The following is a 24,939-nucleotide window of genomic DNA, read 5'->3' on the forward strand; positions in this document are numbered from 1 at the left end:
TATTCTCCTTTCGACTAAATACTATTGTTTCTTTTGATTCTACTGTTCAAACTTATTTTAGGATTGGCGATGAATTGCACGATCACATTCACCCATGATTTATGAACAAAAAGATTGTCGTAAAAACTTGGGGCCGTCTCCTTCAGTTTCGGCAGCCTCGTGCCCGGGATATTCGGAAAATCGTGATGTTCGTTATGATAGCCTACATTCAAGGAAAATTTGTTTAAAATACCATAGTAGCTATAGGTCTCCTGCCCTTCTTTGAATACATAATGCTCCGCAATAAAATGACCTGCCAAGGGATGTAAACTTCCAGCCAGAAAAAGAGATACAAGGAGGTAAAGAATAGCTCCAAACCCTATGAAATACCAATAAACAGCTACTGTGATCAGTTGGAATATAATGTTGTAAAAGTGCCACTTTTCCAATTTGATCGGATGCACAAACATTGGACGAAATGCATAAAATAGAATTTGATTAGTTGCCCACAATAGTTTGCCCATAAATCCTCTAAAGAGCTTAGCTTCTCCTGAAGTAGGCAAATCAGTATCGTTATACTCATCACCTTGCTCCCAATGGTGCTTTAGATGATAGGTTTTAAATGAAATGGCATAAGGTACTACAATTGGAATATTAGCCACCAAGGCCAACCATTGATTATAGACTTTCTTTTTGAATGCCAAGTCGTGACTCAGTTCATGAATAGCCAAAGACAAAGTATGAGTCACAGATGCACCAAAAATGTAAGCAATTGGAAAATACCAATACCAAGCCAACTCAGCAATAAAAGGTGCAGTGATCAGTTGAAAAAGAACCATCCCTAATGTCTTATATTTCAAGCCTTTATCTATACCATAAAGTTCTTTCACCTCTGGATGATGTGCTATAATTTCCTTCCTTCTTTTGAAGTGCGGCTCTCTTTCATCCGACCAATAAAACCCGTCTTTTTTTTCCAATGTGCTTCGGTTTATTTAAAACACAAAGATAAGGTTGTTTTTACTTTTGAAAAGAATTGGGTGATTATAATTCAGATCATCCGATCAAGGTACCGGATCGTAGCCACTCGAACCCCAAGGATGGCATTTTGTTATTCTTTTAATCCCAAGACTTATTCCTTTTCTTATCCCATGTTTTTCTATAGCCTCTTTGGTGTATTGAGAACAAGTCGGAGAAAAGCGACAAGATGATGGGAACAATGGTGATATGCTATACTGGTATATCCAAATGGGAATCAGGAATATTTTCTTTATAAATGACCTCATATTAATCCTCTTGACCGCTATAGATGTCATTAAGCTTAATAACATCTTCTTCTGGGATATCCTGACGATTCAATGTAGCAAACAGCTCACTTCTTGATTTTATGTCGTATTTGAGGAGGACGTCTTCCTTTTTCCACTTCTTTTTCAAGTTTCTCGAATAAAGAAAAATACCTACCTGAAGTCCTGCTGCAATAATCAACAATATAATAATTAGAGTCATACCAGTAATTTTGGTATTAAACTGAATTAGTCCACTCCGAGTTCTGGGAATTTCCCTGGCACACCTACAAACTTACTCCTGATGTACGCGACCTCTTCTTCCATGTTTCCCGTGGGATGAAACTCCTCCATAAAGTGAACCACTCTATTTTTGAAATCAAAACTGCACGGAACAATAGGTACATTCGTTGCCATAGCTATTCTATAAAAACCAGTTTTCCACTCACTCACTTTCGAACGTGTACCTTCGGGTGTAATAGCCAGTCTCATCACTTCTCTTTCTTTGAAGATTCGTAAGACTTGGTCCATTAAATTGCTGGAATTTCTACCTCTATCTACTGGAATTCCACCCATATAGGTCAATAGCCAACCAAGTGGAGGGAATTTATACAGCTCCTTTTTAACTAAAAATGAGGATCTTAGATTTTTAATCGGGCGGACAATTATACCAATAAAAAAATCCCAATTGCTCGTATGAGGAGCAATAGCGATTACACACTTTTTAGTAGTTTTAGGGATATCACCTTTGATCTCCCAACCTAGAATTTTTAAGAAAATGAGCTCTGCAAGTAGCTTAGTCATAAGCTAAAATTATGAAGCGACTACACCCATTTTTGAGAACTTGTCAATGCGTTGATCAATTCTTTCCTCAGGAGAAATCTTATCCAATTCTTTCAGATGGGTTACCAAAACTTTTTTCAGTTCTTTGGCAGCTGCTGAAGTATCCACATGTGCGCCACCAACAGGTTCTTTTATGACACCGTCCACCATGCCGTTAGTCATCATGTCCTTAGCTGTAGGTTTAAGTGCCTCTGCAGCTTGTTCTTTGTAGTCCCAGCTTCTCCACAAGATAGTAGAACAGTTCTCAGGTGAAATCACAGAATACCATGAATTTTCCATCATCAACACTCGATCTCCTATTCCAATACCAAGTGCTCCACCAGAAGCTCCTTCTCCAATGATCACGCAAATCACTGGCACTTTTAGCATGAACATCTCTTTAAGGTTTCTTGCAATAGCTTCCCCCTGACCTCTTTCTTCTGCTTCTAACCCCGGGTAAGCTCCAGGAGTATCAATCAAACAAACAATGGGTTTGTTGAATTTTTCTGCCATTTTCATAAGTCGTAAGGCTTTTCTATAACCCTCAGGGTTGGCCATACCAAAATTCCTCATTTGACGTTGCTTGGTATTTCTCCCCTTTTGTTGACCAATGATCATGATGGTCTGTCCGTCCAAAGAGGCAAATCCACCAACCATGGCTTTGTCATCCTTAACGGTTCTATCACCATGAATCTCTATAAACTCATCAGTGATTTCGTAGATGTAATCGAGCGTATAAGGTCGCTCAGGATGACGAGACAACTGCACACGCTGCCAGCGAGTCAAATTATCGAAAGTATCCTTTTTAAGTTTTTTAATTTTCTTCTCCAATGTCTTGACTGCTTCGTTTACATCCACATCGTTGTTAGATGCAAGCATTTTCATGTCAGCCAATTTTTCTTCAAGCTCTGCAATAGGCTTTTCAAATTCTAATAGCATAGATTAATGATGAAATTTGAAATGCAAACCTAAAAATAAATTCCTATTTAACGGCCAGCAATAATCAGTTTATCTCAAGAGAGTTGTAAACAATCAAAACAAAATCAATGATACCAAAGAGAATGCCTTCTTCTGATGTGTTTTCTAAAATTCATAACAAAGGCCAACATCAAATACACCAGGACTGGTGATCCGAAAGTCAAAAATGACGTATAGATAAAGAATAGTCTGATACTAGACGATGGAATTCTCAACTTCTCACCAAGTCTGGTACAAACGCCGAAAGCATATTTCTCAAAAAATTCCTGTATTCCTTTCATAACCCTGCAAAATTAACGTAAAACGCTGAATTTATTTGTGTTCTATATGTTTAGGATATATTTATTTTTTCCGTATTATTGCAATTATTCCGAAAATAAGTACAAAAAGTTATATCAATTTTAATAAAACAATTATTCAAATGAGAAAATCGAATATTGTAATAGCCTTTTTTGTAGGCTTAACAATGTTATCAGGCTGTAGCGCTCTGAACAACATGGTGAAGCTTGCTGCCACCCAGCAAGTAGATGTAGTACCTAATCCACTTGAACTCCATGGTGACTCTGTGAAAGTTGACATGTCAGTGGTACTACCAGCGAAAATGCTTCCACAAAAATATGTATATAATCTAACCACTTACTACAAGTCTGGTGAGAACGACGTAGAAGTCGGCACAATGGTATTTGATGCTACTGACTTTCCAGATAGCAAGACTACTACATCTAGAAAAAGTGATACATATAGCTTCCTATACAACCCAGCTGCTAGCCAGGGGGTATTAGAGGTGAAAGGTGTTGCTGCTGATCAAAACGGCAAAACCAAAGAAGCTCCAAGAATGGAGGTAGCTAAAGGTATCATTACTACTTCACAGCTTGTAGAAGATGAATTCTACAGTGCTTATGCATTCAGTGGTTATAATGACCAAGAAGAATTAGTGCCAACTAACGTTGATTTCTTCTTCGACCAAGGTAGCTCTGTATTGAGAAGCTCTGAAACCAGAAGTGAAAAAGGTAAAGAGTTTGCAGCCTTCATTGCTGACAAAAACGTAACCAAAACTGTAACAATTACAGGAACTCACTCTCCAGAAGGTACCGAGACTATTAACTCTGGCTTATCTGAAGCAAGAGCTAAGGCTATTGAAAAGTACTACAGATCTCAAATGAGAAAGTACGACTATAAGGACATGGCTGATTCTATCAACTTTATCCTTAAGCCTGTTGTTGAAGATTGGACTGCTTTCAAAGATGCTTTGAGCGCTTATGAAGGAGTTTCTGACGCTCAGAAGTCTGAAATTCTTAAAGTAGTAAATGGAGCAGGTGTATTCGAAGACAAAGAAAAAGCTTTACAGAAACTAGATTCATACAAAGCTATTTTCAAAGATATTTATCCAGGTTTGAGAGCTGCTAAAACAGAAGTTCTCACTGTAAAAGATAAGAAAACAAATGCTGAGATTGCTGTATTGGCTAAGCAAGTATCTGAAGGTACTGCAAGTGCAGATACGCTTTCTAGTGCTGAATTGCTATTTGCAGGTACATTGACTCCGTCATTGACTGAGAAAGAAGCTATTTACAAAGCAGCTACTAAGAAAGATGGTAGTTGGGAATCTCACAACAACTTAGGAGCTGTTTACTTAGAGATGGCTGCTGCTGCTGAAGGTGCTGAAAGAACTTCAAACGTTGAAATGGCGATTACTCAATTGGAAATTGCTGCTAACAAAAACAACACGGCTGAAGTATTAGCTAACATGGCTACTGCTTATGCATTGCAAGGAGACAAAGCACAGGCTTATGATGCAGTTGTAGCTGGATTGGAAAAAAGTCCATCATCTGATCATGCTTCTGGAATGAACGCGGTTAAAGGTTCATTGGAAATCAAAAATGGTGAGTATGATGCTGCTTTTGAATCTTTGAAAACTGCTAAGGAATCTACTAGTGTAGCTTTCAATAGAGGTTTAGCTTTATTGCTTAACAAGGATTATGAGAATGCAGTTACTGGCTTTGGCAACGCTGCGGAGCAAGATGCTGAGTTCGCTAAAGCTTACTATGCTTCTGCTGTAGCTTCTGCAAGATTAAAAAACGATGCAGACATGCTTGCTAGCCTAAAAACGGCTATTGAAAAAGATCCTGAATTGAAAGAAAAGGCATTGAATGACCTTGAATTTTCAAACTATGCTGCACAAGTTGCTGAAGCATTGAATTAAGATTTCGAATCATTTGAATGGAAAGTCTCACTTCTTCATGGAAGTGAGACTTTTTTATTTATTGTCTCGCCTATTTATTACTGTTTGATTGCGATATTGAGCCCTTTATGATAATTTAGCGCTCTCGAAATTCACATCTGTGGAATATCCGAGCGAATTCAAGAACGACGCACCCAAGCTATAAAACGTTAAATTAATTTCCGATGAAAGAATTACAATTCAGAGAAGCCCTAAGAGAGGCCATGAGTGAAGAAATGCGAAGAGACGAATCCGTATATCTCATGGGAGAAGAAGTAGCAGAATATAACGGTGCGTATAAAGTGAGTCAAGGCATGCTTGATGAGTTTGGAGCAAAAAGAGTGATCGATACTCCTATTGCAGAACTTGGGTTTGCTGGAATTGGCGTTGGATCAGCAATGAACGGATTGCGACCAATTATTGAGTTCATGACTTTCAATTTTTCTCTTGTAGCTATTGATCAGGTAATCAATGGTGCAGCCAAGATGATGTCCATGTCTGGCGGACAATTCAATGTTCCAATTGTATTTAGAGGCCCTACGGGTAATGCTGGCATGCTGAGTTCGCAGCACTCTCAAAACTTTGAAAACTGGTTTGCTAACTGCCCTGGACTAAAAGTAGTCATTCCATCAAACCCTGCTGATGCCAAAGGCCTTTTGAAATCTTCAATCAGAGATAATGATCCTGTAATTTTTATGGAATCAGAGTTGATGTATGGAGAGAAAGGGCAAGTACCTGAAGGGGAATACTTGACTCCAATTGGCGTGGCAGAAGTTGTAAAACAGGGTTCTGATGTAACTATTGTTTCTTTTGGCAAGTTTATGAAAGTAGCCCATGCTTCAGCTGAGGCTCTATCCAAAGAAGGAATCAACGCCGAAGTTATTGACTTAAAAACTGTGAGACCAATCGATTATAACACGATCATTGAGTCCGTGAAGAAAACAAACAGATTGGTAATTGTTGAAGAAGCTTGGCCTCTGGCATCTATTTCTTCGGAAATCAGTCATATCGTTCAGAAAAGAGCATTTGATCATTTGGACGCGCCTATTCATAGAATTACAAATAGGGATGTGCCGTTGCCTTACGCTCCAACATTGATAGAAGAGATTCTACCAAATGTAGAAAGAACTGTAAAGGCAGTAAAAGAAATTATGTACGTACAGCGATAGTTATCGCTGTACTTCTTCAATAAGTTTTTCAAGAATTTCTGTTGCAGCTTCTGATATTTTGGTACCCGGACCAAAAACTCCTGAAACTCCAGCATCAAATAGAAATTGGTAATCATTTGGAGGAATTACTCCTCCTGCAATTACCATGATATCTTCTCTATTCAGTCGCTTCAATTCGGCTATAAGTGCAGGTATCAAGCTTTTGTGACCTGCTGCCAAACTCGAAGCTCCAATGATGTGCACGTCATTTTCTGTTGCTTGCTTAGCTACTTCCTCTGGTGTTTGGAATAGTGGCCCGATATCTACATCAAAGCCTAGATCAGCAAAACTAGTAGCAATTACCTTGGCACCACGATCATGGCCATCTTGCCCCATTTTGGCTACCATAATTCTTGGTCTTCTTCCATCAAGCTCTTCAAATTGCTCTACTAAGCTCATTACCTTTTTTATTTCTTGATTGTCTTTCACTTCTTTTGCAAATACACCTGAAACTGCCGAGGTTTTAGGAATATGCCTTCCAAACTCAACTTCCATTGCCGAAGAAATCTCCCCTAATGTGGCTCGCACTCTGGCTGCCTTTACAGATAAGTCCAACAAGTTGCCCTCACCAGTTTGAGCGCTTTCTGTCAGCGCCTTCAATGCTTTCTGAACAGCATCTGGATCACGATTAGCCCTGAGTTTTCTCAATCGCTCAATCTGCGAATTCCGAACCGCATCGTTGTCTACCTCTAAGAGTTCAATCTCAGTTTCTTCTTTGGTAATATATTTATTTACTCCAACAATCACTTCTTTGTTGGTATCAATTCTGGCTTGCTTTCTAGCTGCCGCTTCTTCTATTTTTAATTTAGGCATGCCAGTCTCTATCGCTTTGGCCATACCACCCATTTCCTCAATCTCGTTGATTATGTCCCAGGCCTTTCTAGCCAATTGATCTGTGAGATACTCTACATAATATGAACCAGCCCAAGGATCTACCACTTTAGTAATATCCGTTTCCTCTTGAAGATATATCTGAGTGTTTCTAGCTATTCTTGCAGAAAAATCAGTAGGCAAAGCAATAGCCTCATCCAATGCATTGGTATGCAACGACTGCGTATGACCAAATGCTGCGGCCATGGCTTCAATACAAGTTCGCGCTACATTGTTATAGGGATCCTGAGCAGTCAAACTCCATCCTGATGTTTGGCTATGTGTTCTCAGTGCCATAGACTTTGGGTTTTTAGGATTAAATGTTTTCACCATTTTCGCCCATAAAATCCTTGCAGCTCTCATCTTAGCAATTTCCATAAAGTGATTCATGCCCACTGCCCAGAAAAAGGATAACCTTGGAGCCAACACATCCACATCAATACCAGCGTCTACCCCCGTTCTTAAATACTCTAGACCATCCGCCAAAGTAAAGGCCAATTCCAAATCTGCCGTGGCGCCAGCTTCTTGCATATGATAGCCACTGATGCTAATGGAATTGAATTTGGGCATGTGCTCGGAAGTGTATTTGAAAATATCAGAGATGATCCGCATAGAAGGTTTAGGAGGATATACAAAAGTATTCCGCACCATAAACTCTTTCAAAATATCATTTTGAATGGTTCCACTCAACAGTGACTGATCAACCCCCTGCTCTTCGGCAGCCACAATATAAAAGGCCATGATTGGAAGCACAGCACCATTCATAGTCATTGACACAGACATTTGATCTAAAGGAATCTGATCAAAAAGGATCTCCATATCCAAAATAGAATCCACAGCTACACCTGCTTTACCTACATCACCTGTAACCCGTTCGTGATCCGAATCATACCCTCGATGGGTTGCTAAATCAAAAGCAATCGACAGTCCTTTTTGCCCAGAAGCTAAATTTCTTCTATAAAAAGCATTAGATTCTTCTGCTGTTGAAAACCCTGCGTACTGTCTAACTGTCCAAGGTCTAGATGCGTACATGGCAGCATAAGGGCCACGTAGAAATGGAGGTAAGCCTGCAGAAAAGCCCAGTTGCTTGGCATTCTTTATGTCGTCTGAATCATAGTTTGCCTTCACAGGAATTCCCTCAGGCGTTATAAACGATTCTTTCTCGTTTGTATGCACATCAATTTGCCAATCTAATTGATCAAAATTAATTTTTGAAAAGTCAGGCTTAATCATGATAAAGATGGATTTTGAGTGATACCCAAATGGGACAACATATTTTTTACTATTACTAATCGATTAGATTTTGTATTCACCCAACCTGTTATTTGATTTGAGGTTTCTACACTCTTTTTACCAGCGGCCAACATCAAAGCAGATGTCACCTGCCCATTAAGTGCCTTTTGAATATTAGCCTCTGTATAATCTTCATCTGCTCCACAGCAAACAATTATATGCTGCTGATTTAAGTTTTGACCTGAATTGACCTTCTCCACTTTGACGCCAGCCCAATTGAAGAAATTGGTTACAAAAGTATATCTAGCATTGATCATCTTAGCATTGGATCCAATACCGAGCAAATATGCAGTAGGCCTTGAGGCTTCCCCATGATCCTTCACATAAGATTCAACATCCTTTCTAACCACTTCAAAATTATCTGCCAATGACAAATGAGCGTGAGTCAATTGATCAGGGAAAATTTTCTCATCTTGATTACCAAAGTCATTCACCCCTACCATTTTTTGAAGACCAGAAGTTATTCTCTCTGCTTGAAAAGCAAAATCATCTTTTATCTTCTTTTTAAATATTTTATTTTTCACAGCAACTTCAAACCCTCCCTCTGCTTCTACTTGTTGAAACGTACTCCACGCATCTTTCATTAATTCACCTGAAAGACTCTCCATATAATAAGACCCTGCAGCAGGATCTGATATCTTGTTAAAGTAAGATTCTTCTTTTAATAAGTTGGAAATATTCCTTGCAATACGATCGGCTGATGGGAGAGAATGATGAGGTGCAATACTCAAATAATCTGCTCCTCCCAATATCGCTGACATGGCTTCAGACGTGCACCTTAAAAAGTTGGTATTCGCATCCAAGGCAGATTTAGTGATGGGTGAGGTTTCTACATGAATAGAAATAGAGACATTTCTAAGCCCGTATTGTTTAAACAATTGATTCAACAATAAACGCATCCCTCTAACCTTCACCAGTTCTAAAAAATAGCTAGAACCCACAGAAGTACTTACAAAGATACTTTGTGCAATCTCTTCCAATTTATGTCCTGCATCAAGGAAATTATTAATGTAGTGAACAGTTTGGGATAGCATAAATGCTAATTCAAGAGATGCAGAGCCTCCATTTTTTTGAACCCAGCCACCATCTACATGAAGCGTCTTGTGTCCTAACCCATGCCCGAGCTCGAAAGATTGAGAAATAAAAGAAATTAAATCAGTATCAAATCTTCCAACTAACTCATCAGTGGCATGAAACAGCAAGACTTCTCCATTACCTCCTGAAGGGTGTTTCTCTTTCCACCACTCCACAAACTTCAGATATTCGCTAAAATTAGAGGTTCGCAAACCTATCGTGCAGTATTGAGGCGCTACTTTTTCAAGCAACTTATCCAGACTATCCATTGGAGCATCAGACAAAATCAGTCCATCAGCACCATTCATTAAGCCATCCATGGCTTGGGTATTAGAACTAGATGATCCCAGGGGCTGTAAGTATTTCCAATCAGGCCTGGACTGTGGTACGCTATAACTTCTGACTAAATCATCTTCATCATAATAAGAAGATAAATTCAATTCTCTTTCGCATTGCCAAGTTAAAATTCTCTGTGCTGCATCATCACCCAGATCCTTTTTTAGCTTATCCAACCATTGTGCTTTGGAGGACGTAGCAAACTCGTCAAAGTTGTATGCTTTTATCATAATTTTTGAGTTGTAATCGCAATTTAAGGTGTTAGGAACGAAGAAGAAAAAAATAAGAACCAACAATCATAAATCTGCCATTCTGGCCTGCAATCGCTCATATTAGCAATTTATTATAAATTGCATTTTTCAAAGAATATTCAAAAAAAAGAAGCAGCTATTCATGATAGAACAATATTTCAAAAAGTCAATACTGATTTGATTTTTTTGTTAACTATTTTTTCTTCAAATTTGATATCCGCTTTAGAGAAAGATGTTGAAAATAATCAGTTTTTAACCACCAACAATTTTAAACGAATGCACTTGAAAATATGGGATAAATGCCTGGAATTTATTGGGTCAAAAATACCTGAACAAAGCTTCAAAACTTGGTTTGAACCAATTATTCCAATAAAATTCACACATCCTGTACTAACTATTCAAGTACCATCTCAATTCTTTTATGAGTGGCTTGAAGACAATTATGTGCAAGTACTTAAAGCAGCTATTCAATCAGAAATAGGCGGAGAAGGCAAATTAGAGTATTCTGTAATTGTTGATAAAGGCAATTCTACGAATCAGCCCTACACAGTCAATTTGGCTCAAAAAAACGGCATTTCTAAATTTGGACAAATCAAGGGGGATCAAAATCAGCGTTTCGCGAGCCCTTTCGCCCTTCAAGCAGTTGATGGATGTTATCAAAAGTCCAATCTGAACCCAGAAAACACATTCGAGACGTATATAGAAGGAGATTGTAATAGACTAGCAAGATCTGCTGGTTTTGCCGTAGCTACAAAACCTGGAGTTACTTCTTTCAATCCACTCATGATATATGGTGGGGTTGGGCTAGGGAAAACACATTTGGTGCAGGCTATAGGCAACAAAATCAAGGAGGAAACACCTGATAACTTCGTGTTGTATGTTGCTTCCGAAAAATTTGCCAATCAATTTATTGAAGCATTAAAAAACAACAACCTTCAAGACTTTACGAACTACTACCTCAATGTTGATACATTAATAATTGATGATGTTCAATTTTTTAAGGACAAAGTAAAAACTCAAGAAATCTTCTTTCATATCTTCAATCACTTGCATCAAAATGGTAAGCAGATTGTGATGTCTAGTGATAGGCCCCCTACTGAGTTGCAAGGACTTCAGGAAAGATTGGTTTCCAGGTTCAAATGGGGATTGACAGCAGATTTGCAAAATCCAGATTTTGAAACCAGATTGGCCATTATACAGAGAAAACTTCAAGACGATGGATTGGTCATAGACGACAAGGTGCTTGAATACTTGGCCTACAGCGTGGATACCAATATTAGAGAACTGGAAGGTGTGCTTATCTCTTTAGTGGCCCACTCTTCATTGAATAAAACAGACATTGATCTGGAATTAGCTAAGCAGACGCTGAAATCTATCGTTAAAAACATTGAATCAGAAGTTGGCATAGATTACATCCAAAAAACAGTTTCTGAATATTTCAATGTATCGTCTGACGACTTGAAAGCCAAAACGCGCAAGAAAGAAATTGTGATTGCCAGACAATTGGCCATGTACTTTTCAAAAGACTATACTAATCACTCACTGAAAAGTATTGGAAGCCATTTTGGAGGAAGAGATCATAGTACAGTGATTCATGCCCTACAGTCAGTCAATGACATGCTGGATACTGATGCCAGGTTTAGGTCATCATTTTCTGAATTAAAAAAGAAATTTAAAATGAAAGCCATATAAGCTTTCATTTTTTTTGTCTTTACTCTCTTAGAATAGAAATGGATAATAGACTCTTCTGCCTGAAGTAGTTATTCCTGACACTATTACTTTTCCTCTGATCTTGTTCAGAACATCTTCCAACTCCTGAGGAGACTCAATATTGCTATGATTAATTTCAGTAATAATAAAACCTTCTGGTATATCCAACTTCCTAAAAAATCCGTTCCCAACTTCAATCACGCGAATTCCAGATTTTATTCCAATAAGATCTCGTTCCGCTTTTGAAATTGATTCAAATGAAGCTTGCAATGACTGAGACGTGTATATATTTCTTTTCAGTATTTCTGTAGTGCCTTCGCGATTGCTAAATTCAAGTGTTTTCGAGACACTTTTATTTCCCCTTTTCAAGGTCAATTGAATTAAATCACCTGGGTACTTATAACCTATCATCTCCTCTAACTGGGCTTTATCATAAAGTGGTTCGCCATTGACCTCAGTCACTATATCACCTTTTTCCAAATCAGCTTTGTCGGCTGCCCAGCCCTTTTGTACGTGGGTAATAATCACTCCATTCAAACTATTGATTTGAAGCTCCTCAGCCACTTCATTGTCAATATCTGCAAATTCAGCTCCAAAGAAGGCTTTTTGCACTTCTCCATATTGTACAATATCATTAAAAACCTTCTTGACAATATCAACTGGTACCGCAAATCCATATCCAGCATAAGAGCCAGTCCGGGATAAAATAGCTGTATTGATCCCTATCAGCTCTCCCTTTCTATTCACTAAAGCTCCTCCACTGTTTCCAGGATTGATGGCGGCATCAGTTTGGATAAAAGATTCAATAGGGAACTTATCTTTTAATATGTTGATATTACGCCCCTTGGCAGATACAATTCCTGCTGTAACTGTTGATGTCAGGTTGAATGGATTTCCCACGGCAAGAACCCACTCTCCCACCTTTACCTCTCCAGAATTTCCAAGTGCAATAGCAGGAAAATCGTTAACATCAATTTTGATAACTGCTAAATCCGTGGAGGGGTCTGTCCCAACAATATGACCTTTGTAGCTTCTCTTTTTATGGACTACCTCAATCTCATCGGCATCTTCAATCACATGGTTATTGGTAATGATATAACCATCATGCGAAAGAATAACTCCAGAACCTGTACTCATTCTTTGCGAAGTTCTTGGTTCAAAAAACCAATCCATCCAATGCCCTGTTCTGTAATTGATGACACTTAAGTTTTTAATGAAAACCACACTATTAGTGGAGTGTTCTGAAGCATCCACAAAATCTTCTACTGGCAGCAGATTTGAATTGGCGATCTGGCTATTTGAAATGAAATTGGATTTTTCGAATTCGTGCAAGTCATCTACGCTACGCTCATGTTTCTCCTTAAGATCCATAAACTCCGAATAGTCAAGCACAAACCACACGCCCATTCCCGCAGATAAAAAAGCTATTATTCCTGTTTTAAGATAATTCGACATAGACATTAATCCGTTTTTCTTGAATGAAAATTACGAAGTAATGGGCTAGAAGTTGAAAGTGAAGGTGTTAAAGATTGTTAAGCTTATTTGCTCAATAGCCAGTTGAACGCTTCATCAACATCCTGAAAGAATTTGTTTTTAGAAGCTTCTGCTATTTTGATGGCACTTTGGATATCGTCTAAAGAGAACTTGGCAAAAACATCCGTGGGCGAAACTGTGGCTGAGTATTCAATACCTACTTTAATCATTTCTTTTGTAAAGTCGCCAGCAATGTACTTCTGAGATTGCTCATCGAGCACTTCTATTTCCCTGGCATCATAAAGCACCTTTCGAGCCCCTTCAAAAGTCACTGCATCAATGATCCGCTGTGCTACTGCTATGATCTCATCATAGGTACAAAATCCAGTCCAACGACTGGTTAAAATTTTATTAATCGGGCTCCAAAACACCTGAACATAAGGTTTATTCAAATAAACCTTTGCATCTTTTGGTATCTCAATTGATGTATGCATTTTCTCCCTTTGATCAAAATAACTCAGTGTTAACAAAGTTAAGATCATTTTAAAAAAATTGCAGAATTATGCTGCTATTTTATTAGAATAGAAAAACGTTTAGGGTTTTCAAATTGAAAATTAGCGATATTGATAGCGAGCAGGGTTATCCAGCATAGGGAGATTCAACAAGGCAGCTTCTTCTTTACTGATTTTATTAGACTTAAAAATACTACCAGAAGCATCTGCTACTTTCTCTGACAATTGCAGTAAAAAATCATAATATCTTACAGCGTCTTTTACATCCACTTTTGATAGTATACTATTTAATTGCCTTAGCGTCACCGTTATTTTAGCCATGGTGACGTCCATTTCTTTTGATGCTTCTACCATCCACCTGTTTAGTAACACTGGCATTCTCTCTCCAACCTCTAAAAAATATGAGACCCAAAAATCTTTTGGTTCAGTAACAAATTTGGTAGCCGCCTTTAGCTCTTTACTGCCTATTTTACTATCTGCTCCTGCAATAAGTATGGCAACTAAGGCAGGTGCCTCATACAACATTTCCACCTCATCGTCTCTTAGGTTCAAAAATTCGCTATTCATAGTATTTCCAAATTTTAGTGTGCGAAAAAGAATCTATCCTCTAGATTATCAAATTGTATGAAGCAAAAATATCCTTCAAATGACTGAGAAGTAATCCCTACAAATGACCAATTTTCAATGTCACTAGTTTTGGTGATAAATTCCCAAACGCCACGCACTTATGAGACAATTCCAGTTAATTTTGTCCGTAATCTTTAAGCTCAACTTTGCGTATTGTTTTACTCATTTCTCTTTAGGAAATTCATTTTCCTAAAAGGTCTTGCTTGTATTCAACCTGCTCCATCTCATACTGAAGAAATAGATGCTCTGTTTCAACAGTATGACGGCCAAATCGACAAAAACCCTAAAATAGCATTAGATAATACAAAAAAACACTTGATCTCCTGAATAGAGGCGATCAAGCATGACCTGGGGTGACCTAAAAGTGCTTCCAACCTTGAGCTTGTAGCGCTACTGTATTGTTATTTTTAGTTACCATTTTAAGCCCATTGGCTCTTTTGTCTACATAGCCAATAGTTGCTATGTCAGCGTGATTTTTAATCTTCTCAAAATCGTTTTGACCTATAGTAAATAGCAATTCATAATCCTCTCCCCCGTTCAAAGCACATGTCATTGGATCCATATTGAACTCCACAGCTGTGTCGTAGGTCATTTTGGCAATAGGTAGTTTGTCCTCGTATATAGTCACACCCACTTCTGAGTTTTTCGCAATATGAAAAAGCTCTGAAGCCAGTCCATCAGATATATCAATCATGGAAGTAGGAACTAAGCCCAGATCACCTAATTCATGAATCACGTCCATTCTAGCTGAAGGTTTTAGCTGACGCTTCACAATGAAATCGTATTTCTCCAAATCAGGTTGCATCTCTGGATTCTCTTTGAATACTGCTTTTTCTCTTTCTAGTACTTGTAATCCTAAGAAAGCTCCACCCAAATCACCAGTGACACAAATGATGTCATTTTCCTTTGCATTTTTTCGGTAAACCACTTTTTCCTTTTGCACTTCACCTATGACAGCAACAGAAATAACCAAGCCCGAAGGTGAGGAAGTGGTATCCCCACCTACCAAATCCACGGAATAGTCTTCGCAAGCAAACTGAATTCCTTTATACAATTCTTCTATGGCTTCCACTGAGAATCGATTGCTCAAACCCAGACTAACTGTAATTTGCTTTGGTAAACCATTCATAGCAGCAATGTCAGATACATTTACAGCCACGGCCTTATAGCCCAAATGCTGCAGTGGCATATAAGATAGATCGAAATGCACCCCCTCCAACAGCATGTCAGTAGATAGCAACTGTAGCAAATCACCAGACCCAAATACAGCCGCATCGTCTCCTATTCCCTTTAAGGTAGAGCTATTTTTGTTGGTGAATTTTGAGCTGATTTGATCAATCAATCCAAATTCACCTATTTCTCCTATCTCTGTTCTCTTTTGCTGCTCTGACATTGTTATTCTTTGATTTCCTGACATAACTCTACTAGCACCCCATTGCTTGATTTTGGATGAAGGAAGCAAACCAATTTATTGTCTGCACCTTTCTTTGGCTCCTTGTTGATCAACTGAAAGCCTTCTCCTTCCAATCGCTTCATTTCGGATAAAATATCTTCTACCTCAAAAGCCAAATGATGGATACCTTCACCTTTCTTCTCAATAAACTTGGCAATGGCGCTGTCCTCACCAGTGGCTTCCAACAATTCCACTTTGGATTCACCAACCTGAAAAAAAGAAGTAGATACATTTTCAGACTCAACTGTCTCAACTTTGTAGCTGGACTGGCCAAATAATTGTTCGAAAAGCTGATTCGAATCCTTTAGGTTCTTTACAGCAATGCCTATGTGCTCTAACTTCATTTTGGGGATTAATTATTCAAAACGATTCTAAATAAATCGTTAGATTTGCAAAAAAAGTGAAACTTTTCTGGATGAGGAAGGGTTTTCTACTATTAAAAGTTTGACATTCAAATCGGTATTCAAAATACCATTAGATATAAATAAAATATGTTGACCGTATCAGAAAAAGCGCAAATCAGAATCGTAGAGTTGAAGAAAGCTGAAGGCCATACTGAAAACCATAATTTAAGGGTTTCTGTGAAAGGTGGTGGATGCTCTGGGCTGATGTACGATTTATCATTCGATGATCAAATCACTGAAAAAGATGATGTGTTCGAAGGAGAGAATGGAGTAAGAGTAATTGTGGATAAAAAGAGTCTATTCTACCTATTAGATACTACTTTGGATTTCTCAGATGGATTGAATGGCAAAGGCTTTCAATTTGTAAACCCTAACGCTACACGAACTTGTGGTTGTGGCGAGAGTTTCGCAGTATAGGCAAGTGTACCTTAAAGATATTGGATAGCCGTGGATTACCTCTACGGCTATTTTTTTATCTCAGGAAAGCTATTGTTCCCAATCAGTCCAGCTGACTCAAAACGATTATCATCCGCACGATTTTCTAAATTGAGCACTCCCCGTGGACAAACTGCCGAACAAACCCCACATCCTACACAGGATGAACGCACTATATTTTCTCCTCGTTGAGCATACCACCTCACATCAATTCCCATTTCACAATAGGTAGAACAATTGCCACAAGAAATGCATTGTCCTCCGTTGGTGGTAATCCTAAATCTAGACTTGAATCGCTGAACTAATCCCAGATAGGCAGCCAATGGACAACCAAATCTGCACCACACCCTATTGCCCATTAACGGATAAAAACCGGTACCTACAACACCTGCAAAGCCTGCACCAATCCATCCTCCATAAATCGAGCGCAGCTGATAGGAACTCACACCAAGTACTTCACTCTCACCAGTCCAGTAGGTGTACAAGACAGCCATGGTCATGACAATGGCAAAAACCAGCACGCCATGAATGGAAACCCTTTCAAATTTCCAAGCCTTCAGCGACTTATCAGACAATTGGCGAAAAGGATCACCAGCAGTCTCTGCGAGCCCTCCACATCCACAGACCCATGAGCAATACCATCTTTTACCAAAGAAATAAACCATAACAGGGACTCCAATTAGCGTAAGGCCGATTCCCCAGCCCAGCATAAACCATCCAATGCCTCCGTGATTGATCAACGTATTCAATTCGTTATCAAAAAAGAAATCATAATCCAGGGGCCAAATGTTCTTAAAGTCAAAATAAGGTTGATTCAGTCTAATCAGTATTTCAGGAATAAGAAAGGCGAAGGCCAATTGAAAGAACATCACAGAAGCAGTTCTCCAAAGTTGATACCTGCTATGACGATACTTGATCATCATTCTTACACCCATGACCAAAATGGCCAGCGTGTAAATAAACCCATAGAGGAAAAATCGTCCCGCATCATCACCTTTGAGCCATTGACTGACAGGATCTACCATCAAAATCCAGCTGGTCATATACTCTGGGTAGAAATACAAAACGATGTAAAAAAGGATCAAAAAACTTCCTAGTAATATCCCTATCCACCCAACATTTTGGGTTTTGCTATGAAACGTTCCATCATTTTTTATTCCTGGAGGGCCCAATATTTTCTTGTTAGGCAGTATATAAAGTAAGGCTCCCAATAATGTCAAACCATACACCAGCATGAGTGAAAGACCTTTGTTTTGCGACACCCAGCCAAAGGACGATCCCTTTGTCAGGGAGTACTTCAAGTCTTTTATCTCATATTCGTTAAAACCTTTTTGATTGACAATTCCATATTTAGCCATATTGTCTTGAACTATGAGTAGTGACTTGCGCATTTCATTTTCGTTTTCGAAAGTACGACCATCTAGCCATCCCCCAAAAGACTGAAAAGCTTCCCATTGAAAAGAAGTGATTGCATCCTTCGTCTTAAAAGCCAATTGAGTCTTTTCCAAAGAAAAGGCCCCCACCTTATTTATTGCCAAAATTTGATCAATCTTCTGATCATTGATTCCAAAACGTTCGAGTTGATATTTATTGATCTCAGTGAATAAACCATCCAACATCAAATTGTAACTGAACGAATGGTGATAGACCTCGCCCAACTCTTTTTCACCAAATGACTTTATCAAGCCAGATTTAGCAGAATTTTCTACCTGATCGTCAATAGTGTCTTCAGTGAGCTTATAACTTTCACTTCCGAAACTCATCACAAACGTTCCAAAACCTATCAAGAAAACAACCAAGCCAATATTTTGTATCAGTTTATAATTCATGCAAAAAATCTTTTAATCAATGAAGGTTTTCCATTTTCTATTGGCATATAGTCGAATTCTTGATTGAATTTCTCTCGAATGCTATATTCATGGGTCTTGTAAAATTCAGGATCAAAATTGGCCTGTTCTAGATTTGCCAATACAAAATTCATCTTACAACCATTTGCAATCCAGCCATCCCACACTTCATGTCGCATTCTCATTCCCATAACATTTACACCCACAACAGTCATATATTTTTCATTAAAAACAATCCTCAATGACTTCTTGCTGTCTTCAGATTGCCATAAGAATTGTTCCTGACCAGTTTCTAATTGAGGTTTTACCTGACCATAGGTTTGATACTCGATATTGAAGAATTTGGCTGAATTAAACCAAATTCCAGGACTGTAAGCAGTTTTATCACCTGTAATAGTTCTCGCCACTGTCTCTCCCATCATACGCCCCGTGTACCAGACTTGCTCAACTGGCCGCCTGCCTGCTGGAGGATTCTGATGCTCAGCACAATCTCCTATGGCATAGACATCAGGAATGTTAGTTTCTAAAAATTCGTTCACGCATACACCTTTACGAATGACCAACCCAGAGTCTTCTAACCACTTGACGTTGGGAGAAACACCCACTGTAAGTCCTACAAATTGACAATCAATTTCTTCACCCTTGTTAGTAACAATTCCTGTCACACAATTATTAGTATCGGTTATTATATTCTTCAATTCTGTTTCTAGCCTTAAATCTATCTGGTGATCTCGAATCTCCTGATTGATCATTTCAGACTCCTCTTTTGGCAATACAAGGTTCCAAAAGCTAGTTTCTCTAACTAAAAAAGTGACTTGAATTTTCCTTGAATGAAGCATTTCGGCCAATTCGATACCAATGAGTCCTCCCCCTACAATCACTGCACGTTTAATTGATCGAGTTTGCTCACTTATGTAGTCCAAATCTTGCTTGCTATACAACCCACTCACTCCAACAGCCTCTTGTCCTGGCCACCCGAACTTATTGGATATAGAACCAGTAGCAATAATTAAAGTATCATAGACAACACTGGCTTGATCTTTAATAGTGAGTTTTTTGGATTCAAAGTCTATGGATTTCACCCAACCTTTAATCAAATTAATCTTGTTCTTTACCCAAAACCAATTCTCATAGGGTTGTGTATGTTCAAACTCCATGTGGCCCATATAAACATACATCAGAGCAGTACGAGAGAAAAAATAATCCGTTTCCCCTGAAATAATAGTGATTTCGCAATTGCTCTTTTTTCTAATGTGGCGTGCTGCTGTAATCCCAGCTACCCCATTTCCAATGATTACGACGTGTTTTTGTTCTTGCATTGAGTGTCAAACAGACATTTAGGCCCATTTCAAGTCTAAAATACAACTAACAGGCATAAAGTTCCTTTGATATAGGTAATTCCCCTAATAAATAGTGAATACCCGTAATTTTCACATTTTTTCTAAGAATAGTTTTGTGTGTTGCAACAGCTTATTATCTTTGTATCACAATTTCGAAAGAAAGAAAAATATTTCGGATGTCTATATCTTTTTGGCACAGAAATCGTTATATTAGAATAGCATTCAATTACAACATTTAAGGTTGTTGAGGTAAGTTTAGGTTAGGTTGGTTTAGGGGTTGCACGTCAAAAGGCAGCCCCTTCCTTTTTTTAGCCCTTTTCAACTTACTAGATCAAAGCAGTCAAATTTGCTATTTCACCTTCATACTTCTTGCAAGTCACTCCAAATTTTTGAAGAAAGTCTATACCTTCATCTGAACTCAACCCCTTGTACTCAGCATACGATTTCAAATACATCACCTCTGCTATTCCCATGGAATAGATAATTCTGGCACAAGAAAGACAAGGTGAGAGTGTCACATACAACTTAGAACCTTCGACAGAGGCATTATTCTTAACTGCATAGAGTATGGCATTTTGTTCAGCATGAATGGCCAAAGTGCAACTGCCCTTGGAATCACGATCACATCCAGTCTCAGGAAACTCCTCATCACAATTGTGGGTATGGGCTGGTGGCCCATTATATCCAATGGATATAATTCTAGTCTCTTTTACTAAAACAGCTCCAACATGCCTTTTGATGCAATGCGAGCGTTTAGCGAGATTTACCGCCAATTCCATATAAATATCATCAAAATCAGGTCTCTTCATATTTCTTCATCTTAGAAAAGCAATTTACCCATTACCTTACTTTAGAAGTAGTATTTTAATAGGTAATTGCTTTCATGCTTGCTCATCAATCCTAATTCCAATTAATTATTATTGTCATTCATTAATCACATATATAGTCCATGACTGCTCGCCTAGTACTCATCACTCTTTCCTTCCTTATGGTCTGTTGCCATGCACCACAATCCATAAATAAGTCAAATAAAGGGCTTCTCGGAAATCAATGTATGGTTGTATCTGCACATGAGTTGGCCTCAGAAGCAGGTAAGCAAATCCTGTCACAAGGTGGTAATGCATTTGATGCTGCCGTAACTGTTCACTTTGTACTCGCAGTAGTCTATCCCCAGGCTGGAAATATTGGTGGTGGTGGTTTTGCTATTTTCCGAGAGTCAAATGGAACCTCAGGATCTCTGGACTTTAGAGAAAAGGCTCCACTGCAAGCAACAAAAAACATGTACTTAAACGATGACGGAAATGTAATCCCAGGAAAAAGTTTGATGGGTCATCTAGCTGTTGGGGTGCCTGGGTCTGTTGATGGCCTATTCACTTTACATAAAAAATATGGCTCTCTTCCTTGGTCACAATTGCTACAGCCAGCCGTTGATCTTGCTGAAAATGGACATACAATAAATGAATCCTTGGCTAAAGAACTCAATAGATTTCATGATGATTTTTTAGAAGTGAACAAGAGACAAACTGCATATACAAAAGATGGGGTTTGGAAAAAAGGAGATACTCTGATCAATACCAATTTGGCAAAAACTCTCACAGCAATACAAGCCCAAGGGAGAGACGGATTCTACATGGGATGGGTAGCTCAAAAACTCATTAATGAAAGCACAAATGGTCATGGGTTAATTACTATGACTGACCTAAATTTATACAAGTCCAAGTGGAGAAAACCACTGACTGGCTTTTACAAAAAACATCAGATTATTACCATGGCACCGCCTTCTGCTGGTGGCGTGACACTGCTACAAATGCTACAAGGTTCGGAGCAGTTTGACTTTCAAAAATCAGGACATAACACGGCTGCTACCATTCATCAAATGATTGAAATAGAAAGACGCGCATATGCTGACCGCGCCACCTATCTGGGTGATCCAGATTTCGTGAAAATACCCCTGGACTCTCTACTTAGTCGTGCATACAATTCTCAAAAATTTTCTAGCATAAACACTTCCCAAGCCACCCCCTCTTCCTCGATAAAAAAGGGGCAGGTCGAAGTAATCGAAAGCATGGAGACGACACACTTTTCCATTCTTGATACACAAGGAAATGCCGTCGCCATCACTACTACTTTGAATAGCTATTTTGGATCCAAAGTCATAGTAGAGGGGGCTGGCTTTTTTCTCAATAATGAGATGGATGATTTCAGTGCGCAGTCAGGTGTCCCTAACCAATTCGGACTAATCAGTACAGAGGTAAATTCGATCCAACCTGAGAAGAGGATGCTGAGTTCTATGACTCCCACAATTGTAGAAAAAGATGGTCAAGTCAAAATGATTATAGGGACTCCCGGTGGGTCTACCATTATTACTTCCGTCTACCAAACCATACTCAATATAATTGATCACAACATGACCATGCAGGAAGCAGTAAATGCTCCAAAATTTCACAGCCAATGGCTACCTGACAAGGTATACTTTGAGAAAGAAAAATTTGCTAAGAGCCTACTCGATTCGCTTACAAAACTGGGACATCAGACACAACTTAGAGCAGCAATTGGGAAACTCGAATGCATTTTAGTTTATGACGACGGCACCATTGAAGGAGCAGCTGATGTCACTAGAAATGAAAGTGCTGCGGCAGGCTTTTAAAAGAAATATGCACCTTCTTTGGAGCAATGCTCAACTTCCCAATCGGGATTTATTCATCAGAAAATAATTGAAACTTATTGTTTAAGTAGAATATTATAATAATCTGATTTATAAATAATTAAATATCAATGATAGATTTTATCTATCAACAAAATAAATTCAATATTTCTTATTCATTTATTGATTGTGTGTAATCAAATGAGGATTTCTATTTATTATTGGAACTTTGTTTTTTACCACTGTCTTAAAACGCATCAGTCCATGGCCTCTGACAAAATTGAACTTCCTTTAGATCTCTCCTATCTCTATGAAATTAGTGATCATGACAGAGAATTCATTTACGAAATGATCATGACTATTGTCAAGAATACACCTGACATGGTGAGCGACATTGAACGCGAAGGAAAGGCTGAAAATTGGGAGCAGGTAGGTAGGCTTATGCACAAGCTCAAACCTTCCCTTTTGCTCCTGAATATCGACAACTTATCTGCCCATATCAGAGCACTTGAAGGCAATGCAAAAGCATCTATAAATGTAGAGGTGATACCAAAACAAATCGCAGAGCTACGAGAACTCTGCGATATTATTTTGAAAGAATTAAACGACCTGATAAAATCAGATCAATTCTAAAATTTTATTCCCACTCAATGGTAGCTGGCGGCTTCGAACTGATGTCATAAACCACGCGATTCACGCCTTTTACTTTGTTGATAATTTGGTTCGAAATATCGGCCAAAAAGTCATAAGGTAAGTGACACCAATCAGCTGTCATACCATCTACACTTGAGACTGCTCGTAGTGCTACTACTCGCTCATAAGTTCGCTCATCTCCCATCACGCCAACTGACTGAATAGGGAGCAACATAGCACCTGCTTGCCACACGTCATTATAGAGTCCTTTGTCTTTCAAACCATTGATAAATATGTGATCAACTTCTTGCAAAATCTCAACTTTTTCAGCTGTGATATCACCAAGAATTCTGATCCCCAATCCTGGCCCTGGGAATGGGTGGCGACCCAATATTTTTTCATCAATGTCAAGTGATCTTCCGACCCTTCTTACCTCATCTTTGAAGAGTGTATTGAGTGGCTCAACTACTTTCAAATTCATTTTTGCAGGAAGTCCTCCAACGTTGTGATGAGACTTGATCGTAACGGATGGTCCGTTGACAGAAACAGACTCAATCACATCAGGATAAATGGTGCCTTGACCCAGCCATTTCACGTTCTTAATTTTCTTAGCTTCAGCATCAAATATTTCAATAAATACTCGTCCAATGGCCTTGCGCTTGTCCTCAGGATCAGTCAGTCCTTCTAGTGCTTTATAAAACTCTTTGGCCGCGTTTACTCCTTTTACATTGAGTCCCATTCCTTCATAGGATTTCAATACATCTGAGAATTCATTTTTTCTCAGCAAGCCATTATCTACAAAGATGCAATGCAGGTTCTTTCCGATTGCATGATGGATGAGCATAGCCGCTACAGAAGAGTCTACTCCACCTGACAATCCAAGTACTACTTGATCATCTCCCAGCTGATCCTTTAGGTCAGAGACTGTCGCATCTACAAAAATATCTGGTGTCCAATCTTGACTGCACCTACAGATGTGTACGACGAAATTTCTTAGGATGATTTTGCCTTGACTGGAGTGTGTCACTTCAGGGTGAAATTGAATACACCAAACAGGGTGCGACTTACTATGGAATGCTGCTACTTCTACCTGTGGCGTGCTAGCTATTATTTCAAAATTGTCTGGAATACTCTTGATTGTATCGCTGTGTGACATCCATACTTGCGAGTCCAAGTCGACCTCTTTGAGCAATTCATTAGTAGAATCTACCTTGGAAAGATTAGCTCGTCCATATTCACGAATTTTGGATGGCGTGATCTCACCACCAGATTTATGAGCAATCAGTTGAGCACCATAACAAACGCCCAAAATCGGTACTTCACCAATCAAAGCACCTAAATTAATATCTGGATGATCTTCTTGTCTGACTGAGCAAGGACTACCTGAAAGGATCAGGCCTTTCACAGAATCGTCTAACTCAGGTATTTTACTAAAAGGGTGAATTTCACAATAAACATTCAGCTCTCTCACGCGACGTGCGATCAGTTGTGTATACTGAGAACCAAAATCGAGGATGATAATCTTTTCTGCCATGCGCAAAATTAACACAGC

Annotated in this window: 23 protein-coding genes; 6 read left to right on the forward strand and 17 right to left on the reverse strand. The window is 38.8% G+C overall.

Annotated elements, in window-relative coordinates; translation table 11 throughout:
• Positions 1 to 14 precede the first annotated feature (14 nt).
• The 6 genes from B9A58_RS17060 to B9A58_RS17085 form a co-directional block, all read right to left on the reverse strand.
• Positions 15 to 956, reverse strand: coding sequence for a fatty acid desaturase (locus B9A58_RS17060; protein WP_084374108.1), 942 nt, complete (start codon positions 954 to 956; stop codon positions 15 to 17).
• 84 nt (positions 957 to 1,040) lie between these two features.
• The gene (gene yidD / locus B9A58_RS17065; protein ID WP_084374109.1) at positions 1,041 to 1,262 is read right to left on the reverse strand and encodes a membrane protein insertion efficiency factor YidD; all 222 of its coding nucleotides are present in this window, start codon (positions 1,260 to 1,262) and stop codon (positions 1,041 to 1,043) included.
• Between the two features lies 1 nt (position 1,263).
• On the reverse strand, positions 1,264 to 1,482 hold the full coding sequence (locus B9A58_RS17070) for a hypothetical protein (RefSeq protein ID WP_084374110.1): 219 nt from the start codon (positions 1,480 to 1,482) through the stop codon (positions 1,264 to 1,266).
• Between the two features lie 26 nt (positions 1,483 to 1,508).
• On the reverse strand, positions 1,509 to 2,063 hold the full coding sequence (locus tag B9A58_RS17075) for a 1-acyl-sn-glycerol-3-phosphate acyltransferase (protein ID WP_084374111.1): 555 nt from the start codon (positions 2,061 to 2,063) through the stop codon (positions 1,509 to 1,511).
• Between the two features lie 9 nt (positions 2,064 to 2,072).
• Complete coding sequence (locus tag B9A58_RS17080) at positions 2,073 to 3,020, reverse strand: acetyl-CoA carboxylase carboxyltransferase subunit alpha (RefSeq protein ID WP_084374112.1); 948 nt, start codon at positions 3,018 to 3,020, stop codon at positions 2,073 to 2,075.
• A gap of 104 nt (positions 3,021 to 3,124) precedes the next feature.
• Complete coding sequence (locus B9A58_RS17085) at positions 3,125 to 3,340, reverse strand: PspC domain-containing protein (RefSeq protein WP_084374113.1); 216 nt, start codon at positions 3,338 to 3,340, stop codon at positions 3,125 to 3,127.
• Positions 3,341 to 3,480: 140 nt separating this feature from the next.
• Between B9A58_RS17085 and B9A58_RS17090 the strand changes: the two genes are divergently transcribed.
• Positions 3,481 to 5,259, forward strand: a complete 1,779-nt coding sequence (locus B9A58_RS17090; RefSeq protein ID WP_084374114.1) for an OmpA family protein — start codon at positions 3,481 to 3,483, stop codon at positions 5,257 to 5,259.
• A 203-nt stretch (positions 5,260 to 5,462) separates the two neighbouring features.
• Positions 5,463 to 6,446, forward strand: a complete 984-nt coding sequence (locus B9A58_RS17095) for a pyruvate dehydrogenase complex E1 component subunit beta (protein ID WP_084374115.1) — start codon at positions 5,463 to 5,465, stop codon at positions 6,444 to 6,446.
• Here B9A58_RS17095 and scpA read toward each other — a convergent pair whose 3' ends face one another.
• Both scpA and B9A58_RS17105 read right to left on the reverse strand, forming a co-directional pair.
• Positions 6,447 to 8,588, reverse strand: coding sequence for a methylmalonyl-CoA mutase (gene scpA, locus B9A58_RS17100; protein WP_139793959.1), 2,142 nt, complete (start codon positions 8,586 to 8,588; stop codon positions 6,447 to 6,449).
• Positions 8,585 to 10,288, reverse strand: a complete 1,704-nt coding sequence (locus B9A58_RS17105) for a methylmalonyl-CoA mutase family protein (RefSeq protein ID WP_084374116.1) — start codon at positions 10,286 to 10,288, stop codon at positions 8,585 to 8,587. Before B9A58_RS17105 ends, scpA begins: the two co-directional genes overlap by 4 nt.
• Positions 10,289 to 10,591: 303 nt before the next feature.
• On the opposite strand from B9A58_RS17105, the gene dnaA reads away from it, so the two are divergent.
• Complete coding sequence (gene dnaA, locus B9A58_RS17110) at positions 10,592 to 12,001, forward strand: chromosomal replication initiator protein DnaA (protein WP_394334436.1); 1,410 nt, start codon at positions 10,592 to 10,594, stop codon at positions 11,999 to 12,001.
• 27 nt (positions 12,002 to 12,028) lie between these two features.
• Here dnaA and B9A58_RS17115 read toward each other — a convergent pair whose 3' ends face one another.
• The 5 genes from B9A58_RS17115 to mce all read right to left on the reverse strand — a co-directional run bounded on the left by B9A58_RS17115 (position 12,029) and on the right by mce (position 16,428).
• Complete coding sequence (locus B9A58_RS17115; RefSeq protein WP_084374117.1) at positions 12,029 to 13,474, reverse strand: S1C family serine protease; 1,446 nt, start codon at positions 13,472 to 13,474, stop codon at positions 12,029 to 12,031.
• Positions 13,475 to 13,557: 83 nt separating this feature from the next.
• Positions 13,558 to 13,986: an STAS/SEC14 domain-containing protein gene (locus B9A58_RS17120; RefSeq protein WP_139793960.1), complete on the reverse strand. Its 429-nt coding sequence runs from the start codon at positions 13,984 to 13,986 to the stop codon at positions 13,558 to 13,560.
• 120 nt (positions 13,987 to 14,106) lie between these two features.
• Positions 14,107 to 14,571 (reverse strand): hypothetical protein, encoded by a 465-nt coding sequence (locus tag B9A58_RS17125; RefSeq protein WP_084374119.1) that lies wholly within the window; start codon positions 14,569 to 14,571, stop codon positions 14,107 to 14,109.
• 418 nt (positions 14,572 to 14,989) lie between these two features.
• Entirely contained in the window at positions 14,990 to 16,024 is a 1,035-nt protein-coding gene (gene thiL / locus B9A58_RS17130; RefSeq protein ID WP_084374411.1) for a thiamine-phosphate kinase, read from the reverse strand.
• Between the two features lie 2 nt (positions 16,025 to 16,026).
• Positions 16,027 to 16,428: a methylmalonyl-CoA epimerase gene (mce, locus tag B9A58_RS17135; protein ID WP_084374120.1), complete on the reverse strand. Its 402-nt coding sequence runs from the start codon at positions 16,426 to 16,428 to the stop codon at positions 16,027 to 16,029.
• A 147-nt stretch (positions 16,429 to 16,575) separates the two neighbouring features.
• On the opposite strand from mce, the gene B9A58_RS17140 reads away from it, so the two are divergent.
• Entirely contained in the window at positions 16,576 to 16,905 is a 330-nt protein-coding gene (locus B9A58_RS17140) for a HesB/IscA family protein (RefSeq protein ID WP_084374121.1), read from the forward strand.
• A 47-nt stretch (positions 16,906 to 16,952) separates the two neighbouring features.
• Here B9A58_RS17140 and B9A58_RS17145 read toward each other — a convergent pair whose 3' ends face one another.
• From B9A58_RS17145 to B9A58_RS17155, 3 genes are all read right to left on the reverse strand, one after another.
• Positions 16,953 to 18,752, reverse strand: a complete 1,800-nt coding sequence (locus tag B9A58_RS17145; protein ID WP_084374122.1) for a 4Fe-4S binding protein — start codon at positions 18,750 to 18,752, stop codon at positions 16,953 to 16,955.
• Positions 18,749 to 20,089 carry an NAD(P)/FAD-dependent oxidoreductase gene (locus B9A58_RS17150; RefSeq protein ID WP_084374123.1) on the reverse strand — a complete coding sequence of 447 codons (1,341 nt, stop codon included), beginning with the start codon at positions 20,087 to 20,089 and terminating at the stop codon, positions 18,749 to 18,751. Before B9A58_RS17150 ends, B9A58_RS17145 begins: the two co-directional genes overlap by 4 nt.
• Before the next feature lie 347 nt (positions 20,090 to 20,436).
• Positions 20,437 to 20,919 (reverse strand): deoxycytidylate deaminase, encoded by a 483-nt coding sequence (locus B9A58_RS17155; protein WP_084374124.1) that lies wholly within the window; start codon positions 20,917 to 20,919, stop codon positions 20,437 to 20,439.
• 140 nt (positions 20,920 to 21,059) lie between these two features.
• On the opposite strand from B9A58_RS17155, the gene ggt reads away from it, so the two are divergent.
• Positions 21,060 to 22,757: a gamma-glutamyltransferase gene (ggt, locus tag B9A58_RS17160; RefSeq protein WP_084374125.1), complete on the forward strand. Its 1,698-nt coding sequence runs from the start codon at positions 21,060 to 21,062 to the stop codon at positions 22,755 to 22,757.
• A gap of 261 nt (positions 22,758 to 23,018) precedes the next feature.
• On the forward strand, positions 23,019 to 23,387 hold the full coding sequence (locus B9A58_RS17165) for a hypothetical protein (RefSeq protein WP_084374126.1): 369 nt from the start codon (positions 23,019 to 23,021) through the stop codon (positions 23,385 to 23,387).
• 4 nt (positions 23,388 to 23,391) lie between these two features.
• Here B9A58_RS17165 and guaA read toward each other — a convergent pair whose 3' ends face one another.
• On the reverse strand, positions 23,392 to 24,921 hold the full coding sequence (guaA, locus tag B9A58_RS17170) for a glutamine-hydrolyzing GMP synthase (protein ID WP_084374127.1): 1,530 nt from the start codon (positions 24,919 to 24,921) through the stop codon (positions 23,392 to 23,394).
• Positions 24,922 to 24,939: the final 18 nt, after the last annotated feature.

The organism is Reichenbachiella faecimaris, from assembly GCF_900176375.1.
Classification (GTDB): domain Bacteria; phylum Bacteroidota; class Bacteroidia; order Cytophagales; family Cyclobacteriaceae; genus Reichenbachiella; species Reichenbachiella faecimaris.

Coding starts and splice junctions, on each gene's coding strand:
- yidD (WP_084374109.1), bottom strand. CDS start 1,262: ATGAGGTCATTTATAAAGAAAATATTCCTGATTCCCATTTGGATATAC.
- B9A58_RS17070 (WP_084374110.1), bottom strand. CDS start 1,482: ATGACTCTAATTATTATATTGTTGATTATTGCAGCAGGACTTCAGGTA.
- B9A58_RS17075 (WP_084374111.1), bottom strand. CDS start 2,063: ATGACTAAGCTACTTGCAGAGCTCATTTTCTTAAAAATTCTAGGTTGG.
- B9A58_RS17080 (WP_084374112.1), bottom strand. CDS start 3,020: ATGCTATTAGAATTTGAAAAGCCTATTGCAGAGCTTGAAGAAAAATTG.
- B9A58_RS17085 (WP_084374113.1), bottom strand. CDS start 3,340: ATGAAAGGAATACAGGAATTTTTTGAGAAATATGCTTTCGGCGTTTGT.
- B9A58_RS17090 (WP_084374114.1), top strand. CDS start 3,481: ATGAGAAAATCGAATATTGTAATAGCCTTTTTTGTAGGCTTAACAATG.
- B9A58_RS17095 (WP_084374115.1), top strand. CDS start 5,463: ATGAAAGAATTACAATTCAGAGAAGCCCTAAGAGAGGCCATGAGTGAA.
- scpA (WP_139793959.1), bottom strand. CDS start 8,588: ATGATTAAGCCTGACTTTTCAAAAATTAATTTTGATCAATTAGATTGG.
- B9A58_RS17105 (WP_084374116.1), bottom strand. CDS start 10,288: ATGATAAAAGCATACAACTTTGACGAGTTTGCTACGTCCTCCAAAGCA.
- B9A58_RS17115 (WP_084374117.1), bottom strand. CDS start 13,474: ATGTCGAATTATCTTAAAACAGGAATAATAGCTTTTTTATCTGCGGGA.
- B9A58_RS17120 (WP_139793960.1), bottom strand. CDS start 13,986: ATGCATACATCAATTGAGATACCAAAAGATGCAAAGGTTTATTTGAAT.
- B9A58_RS17125 (WP_084374119.1), bottom strand. CDS start 14,571: ATGAATAGCGAATTTTTGAACCTAAGAGACGATGAGGTGGAAATGTTG.
- thiL (WP_084374411.1), bottom strand. CDS start 16,024: ATGTCAGAGCAGCAAAAGAGAACAGAGATAGGAGAAATAGGTGAATTT.
- mce (WP_084374120.1), bottom strand. CDS start 16,428: ATGAAGTTAGAGCACATAGGCATTGCTGTAAAGAACCTAAAGGATTCG.
- B9A58_RS17140 (WP_084374121.1), top strand. CDS start 16,576: ATGTTGACCGTATCAGAAAAAGCGCAAATCAGAATCGTAGAGTTGAAG.
- B9A58_RS17145 (WP_084374122.1), bottom strand. CDS start 18,752: ATGAATTATAAACTGATACAAAATATTGGCTTGGTTGTTTTCTTGATA.
- B9A58_RS17150 (WP_084374123.1), bottom strand. CDS start 20,089: ATGCAAGAACAAAAACACGTCGTAATCATTGGAAATGGGGTAGCTGGG.
- B9A58_RS17155 (WP_084374124.1), bottom strand. CDS start 20,919: ATGAAGAGACCTGATTTTGATGATATTTATATGGAATTGGCGGTAAAT.
- ggt (WP_084374125.1), top strand. CDS start 21,060: ATGACTGCTCGCCTAGTACTCATCACTCTTTCCTTCCTTATGGTCTGT.
- B9A58_RS17165 (WP_084374126.1), top strand. CDS start 23,019: ATGGCCTCTGACAAAATTGAACTTCCTTTAGATCTCTCCTATCTCTAT.
- guaA (WP_084374127.1), bottom strand. CDS start 24,921: ATGGCAGAAAAGATTATCATCCTCGATTTTGGTTCTCAGTATACACAA.